The 4,958-nt window shown below is 62.6% G+C and carries 4 protein-coding genes and 1 pseudogene; 3 read left to right on the top strand and 2 right to left on the bottom strand.

All coding sequences use genetic code 11. The features are described from left to right. Positions 1-695, bottom strand: a pseudogene (locus Y708_RS29935) (DUF58 domain-containing protein); the annotation flags it as partial. Beyond that, positions 661-1,707, bottom strand: a complete 1,047-nt coding sequence (locus tag Y708_RS0115070; protein ID WP_028280567.1) for an AAA family ATPase — start codon at positions 1,705-1,707, stop codon at positions 661-663. The pseudogene Y708_RS29935 and the gene Y708_RS0115070, both read right to left, overlap by 35 nt. A gap of 118 nt (positions 1,708-1,825) precedes the next feature. Between Y708_RS0115070 and Y708_RS0115065 the strand changes: the two genes are divergently transcribed. From Y708_RS0115065 to Y708_RS25430, 3 genes are all read left to right on the top strand, one after another. Beyond that, positions 1,826-2,764 carry a TatD family hydrolase gene (locus tag Y708_RS0115065; RefSeq protein WP_028280566.1) on the top strand — a complete coding sequence of 313 codons (939 nt, stop codon included), beginning with the start codon at positions 1,826-1,828 and terminating at the stop codon, positions 2,762-2,764. Between the two features lie 601 nt (positions 2,765-3,365). After that, the gene (locus Y708_RS30470; protein WP_216699806.1) at positions 3,366-3,509 is read left to right on the top strand and encodes a hypothetical protein; all 144 of its coding nucleotides are present in this window, start codon (positions 3,366-3,368) and stop codon (positions 3,507-3,509) included. A 401-nt stretch (positions 3,510-3,910) separates the two neighbouring features. After that, positions 3,911-4,958: ubiquitin-like domain-containing protein (locus tag Y708_RS25430; RefSeq protein ID WP_216699805.1), on the top strand; the 1,048-nt coding region annotated here is incomplete at its 3' end.

Below are 4,958 nucleotides of genomic sequence, written 5' to 3'. Positions count from 1 at the left end.
CAGTGCACCCGCCGCATCGGATCGCCGTGGCGGTACTCGCGGGTCATGACGTCGTCATCGCTTGGATTGGAGTTGCGCCGGGTGACGGCACTGCCGTCCGAACCGCGCTCACCGGTAAGCGCCGTGGAGGGAAGTTCCAGCGGCGCAGGTGTCACCACCAGGCGATCGGTGCCGCCCAGGGTATGCCGTGAGAGGCCCAGGCCAAAGGGATCGGTGAAGCCGGCGGTGACCGGACCGACGTCGTACACGCCGCGGGACGAAGACCGCAGGCGGTACTCGTACAGACTGGTTCCGTTGCCGCTGGGGTGGCGCGCCGGAAAGTGAAAATCCGGGGCGTCGCCAAAACGCGGCGGCAACTGCTCCTGCATCACCACTGAGCCGGCGAGCGGCCCGCTGGACCGCACGGAAAGGGTGACGGTGCTGGGAAACCCGGTCTCCACAATCTGTGGGGCGAACGAGCGCTCGACGGTGAACCGCGGCTTCACCAGGCGCAGTACCAGCAAAGATATTAGGGGCAACAGGACCAGCAGGAGTCCCAGGTAGAGCAGGTCACGGCGGCCAAGAACCTGGGCAAACAGCAGCGCCAGCGCGCCGGTGACGGCCAGGCCCCACCCCCTGGGGGTGAGAAACCGGGGAAGCTTCTCCAGCAGCTGCACGGGGTCAGCCTCGTCGCGGAGTGGCGCTGAGAGCCTCACGCGCCACGGGCACCTTGGTGAGGATTCCGGCAATGATCGACGACGGCGATTCGCCTGCGCTGACTGCCTTGCGGTCCAGGATCAGTCGGTGGGCCAGCACGGCCTCGGCCACGGCCGCGATGTCATCCGGGAGGACAAAGTCGCGTCCCTCAAGTGCGGCGCCGGCCTTCGCCGCACGGAGCAGCTGCAGGAGTGCGCGGGGGCTGGCTCCGAGGCGCAACTGGTGATGGTCGCGGGTGGCGCGGCCAATTCCCACCGTGTATTCCTTGACCGCCGGCGACACATACACCCGCCGCACCTGGGACATCATGGCCGATACTTCCTGAACACCCGCCACCGGCCGCACCGAATCCAGCGGCGACTCCGACTGGTGTGTTTCCAGCATGTCCATTTCCGAGTTCATATCCGGATAACCCATGGAGATTCTGGCCATGAAGCGGTCGCGCTGCGCCTCCGGCAACGGGTAGGTGCCCTCCATCTCGATGGGGTTCTGCGTTGCCACCACCATGAACGGCTCACCCAGTTTATGGGAGCCGCCGTCAACCGTGACCTGGTGTTCCTCCATGCATTCAAGCAGTGCGGACTGTGTCTTGGCGGAGGCCCGGTTGATTTCGTCGCCGATCACAATATTGGCAAACACCGGACCCTGCCGGAACTCGAAACGGTGCGAATCCTGGTTGTAGATGGAGACGCCGGTAACGTCCGAGGGCAGCAGGTCCGGCGTGAACTGGATCCGGTTCACCGTGCAGTCGATGGTCCGCGCCAGAGTTTTCGCCAGCATGGTCTTACCAACGCCCGGCACATCCTCCAGGAGCAAATGACCCTGTGCCAGCAGCACGGTCAGGGCCAGCCTCGCAGCATCCGGCTTGCCGTCAATCACGGTGTTGATGGAGTCCAGGATGCGGGTGCTGGTCTGGTGGAATGCTTCCCCACTCATTGGGTCGGGGCGGGAGGCCTGGGACGCCGCTACTTTGCCATTGGATGCGGCAGACGGGTTGTGTGGGGCGTCCATTGAAACCTTCCGGGATCGCCGCAACATTGCGGCGGCTGATGACTACCTACAGATTACTAGGACAACTTGCCTCTGTGTGGATAAGTTCCTATCCAGTTCGGTTGTTTAGGGTTGACCCATGTGCACCAGCCGGATCCCCGTACCGTACCGTCCCGCCGAGGCAGCCGAAAGCTCGTCCGCGGAAGGCCGGGGCCGCAGCCCGGAGGAGAACGGGGGGCGGCGCCGCAAGCTGGACTACCCTCCCGCGCCTGAGCCTTTGCCCTTCCCTGTGATGGACAACCACACCCACCTCGACTTCCGCGACGGACTGGTGGAAGTGGGCATTAAAGAGGCGCTGGACGCCGCCGAATCGGTGGGCGTGGGTGGCGCCGTCCAGGTGGGCACCGACCTGGAATCCTCCCGCTTCACCGCCCGGGCAGTGGACCTGGACCGCCGACTGCTGGGCGCCGTCGCCATCCACCCCAATGACGCTCCGGTGCTCGCCGAGGAGGGCGGACTGGAGCAGGCGCTCGCCGAGATCGAGGTAATCGCCGCGCACCCGCGGATCCGCGCCATCGGCGAAACCGGGCTGGACTACTTCCGCACACCTTCCTCCGGCGTCGAGCGCCAACAGTATTCCTTCCGCAGGCACCTGGATATTGCCAAACGGCTGGGCCTGGCGCTCCAGATTCATGACCGGGACGCGCACGACGACGTTGTGAACATCCTTCTGGACGAAGGCGCACCCGAGCGGGTGGTGCTTCATTGCTTTTCCGCGGATGCTGCCCTGGCACGGATCTGCAACGACAACGGCTGGTACATGTCCTTCGCCGGAACGGTGACCTTCAAGAACGCGGGCGATCTGAGGGAGGCACTCAAAGTGGCGGACCCTGCACTGATACTGACCGAAACCGATTCGCCGTTCCTGACCCCGCACCCGTTTCGCGGCCAGCCCAACGCCTCTTATACGGTGCCGTACACCGTGCGTTCCATGGCCGAGGTGCTGGAGAAGGACCTGGAGGAACTGTGCCGCGGTATTGCGGCCAACACGCGGCGGGTCTACGGGGACTGGGACTGACGGCTGGGCTGCAGTGGAGTGGTCTGGTAAAAGGTGAATCGAAGCAGAAAAGCGGCACCCGCGGGGAGCCGCCCATAATCTGAATCCGAATGTTGCCTAGCTCGTTGAGCCAGAGGACTGAGTTCGCCACCGGAGATAGCCCCATCATGCCACGGTCCAGCAAACATACAATTTTCCTGTGAAGTAGCACTGAGGAACGCTTACGACCGAGAGCTGTGCCGGTTACACCCAGAATGGGCCACGGCGCCGAGCCAGCTGTTCACCCTTGAGACAGGGCTCCAGCAGGCGCGGAACAAACAGCGTGCAGCCAACCTGAAGTCAAAGAAAATTCTCGACGATGCGCGGCAGAGGAGTGGACCCCGCAGGACACACGGCCACGTCATAGCCAATCTCAGCTTTGGCTTCTGGAAGAATCTCACCGCACCTGAGCGCGAGCCCACCATCTGGACTCCGATGGTCAGCAACGTCTTCCCCGGTCATCGGCGCGGACCGGTACACGCTCTGATCCGCAATCTGAACGAGTTCCGGAATCGCTTGGCTCACTGGGAACCAACCTTCAGTTCGACAGCAGCTACCGGCAAGGCTCCGCGAAATTGACCTATTGCTGAACGCACTTGACCCCGATCTGGCAACTTGGATTGGCGATCATACAGATGTCGCCAGCGTTCTTGGTTCCCAGCCCGTACCGGTGCTCGACCTGACACTGTTCGGTGCCAGCTATCTGAATAAAACCCTACGGCCGTGAGCTTTAGATGCTTAGAATTGGTTGACAGGCTGACACAACGGGAGGAGCCGACCGACGTTGCCGAGTGGCCAACAGGCGGAGGCGAACTTCAACCCGTTCTCCGGTTGACTGCACACGACGTCGCAGCGTTGGCAGCATGACGCCACGGTCAATCGGGTTGCCCTCGTGGATGCTGGGCTCTCCAATCTCATTTAGGATCCGCCAAGGAAGATGCGAGCCCCCATCAAGGCGGCCCCTCCACCCCTGAACTTGCCCTAGTGTCACGTTTCGGTTACGGTGGGCAATTATTAGCCGGGGTCGGGGAAGGCTTTCCGGACTAATACCGTCCAATTGCGGGTGGTCTCAAGTACCGCATTGTGTTTAGCTGCGTGCTGGAATGCCGTCTGTCTTAGTTCATGCCTGTGTTGTTTCACACTGCCCGCTTTATGCTGGCCGTGTGCAGCTGCGCCCTGCCCCGTGCCCGGATACTCCTTGGAATGTGGGACTTTGTGGCGAGTGGAACTGGAAAGCGCTGGGCAACCCTGGCCGGCCAAGGCGTAGTGATGATGTGCCTGGTTCTTGGACTGGTTGCCTTCGTGGGCAACACCAAGAGCGTGGTCCTGACCGTCGACGGCCAGGCAAGCACCGTCCAAACCCTTGGCGGAACAGTCCAAGAGGTTCTGGACAAGGCACAGATCCAGGTTTCGGACAATGACCAGGTCTCACCGGCGCTCGCCGCCACCGTTGAAGACGGCGCCGCCATCCAGGTAGTTACCGCCACAGCTGTGGATGTGAACCTCAACGGCGCCGAAACCGTAGTTCACACCACGGGCTCCACCGTGGGAGACCTGGTCGAGGAAATGGGCGTCGCCCAAGCGTCGGAGATCTCAGCTCCGGAGGAGACGGAACTCGTCACACTGAATTCCACACTGGAAATCTCCACACCCAAGAATGTGTCAATAGCCGTGGATGGCGAAACACGCGAGTTGCAAACCACGGTCAACTCGGTCACCGACCTGCTTGTCGAAGCGGACATCACACTGGGCGAGGAAGACCGGCTTTCGGTTCCCGCCAGTTCCTCGCTGGTCACCGGCATGGGCCTGAAGGTCACCCGGGTTAACAGCGACAAGACAGAGAAGGTCACCGAGGACATCGACTTCCACTCATCCGAGACTGAGGACGCAGACCTGCCGGAGGGCGAACGCCAGGTCACTCAGGCCGGCGTTGCCGGCGAGCTGACCAAGGTATTTTCACTGACCGTCATCGACGGCCGGGAAATGGACCGACGCCTGGTCAGCGAAGACATCACGCGGAAACCGGTACACGAAGTGATCTCCGTGGGCACCAAAGAGGAGCCAGAGCCGGAACCCGAACCCGAACCCGAACGCGAGCCAAAGACTAAGGCAGAACCTGAGGCTGAGCCGGAAGAGGCTTCCGCCGAAGCGGCAGCAGCCCCGGCCGCCCCTGCCC

Origin of the sequence: Arthrobacter sp. H5 (assembly GCF_000520595.1) — a bacterium.
In the GTDB taxonomy this organism is placed as follows: Bacteria; Actinomycetota; Actinomycetes; order Actinomycetales; family Micrococcaceae; genus Arthrobacter_D.
Note: the sequence above shows the minus strand (reverse complement) of the source record. Positions and strands in the feature narration are given on the sequence as shown.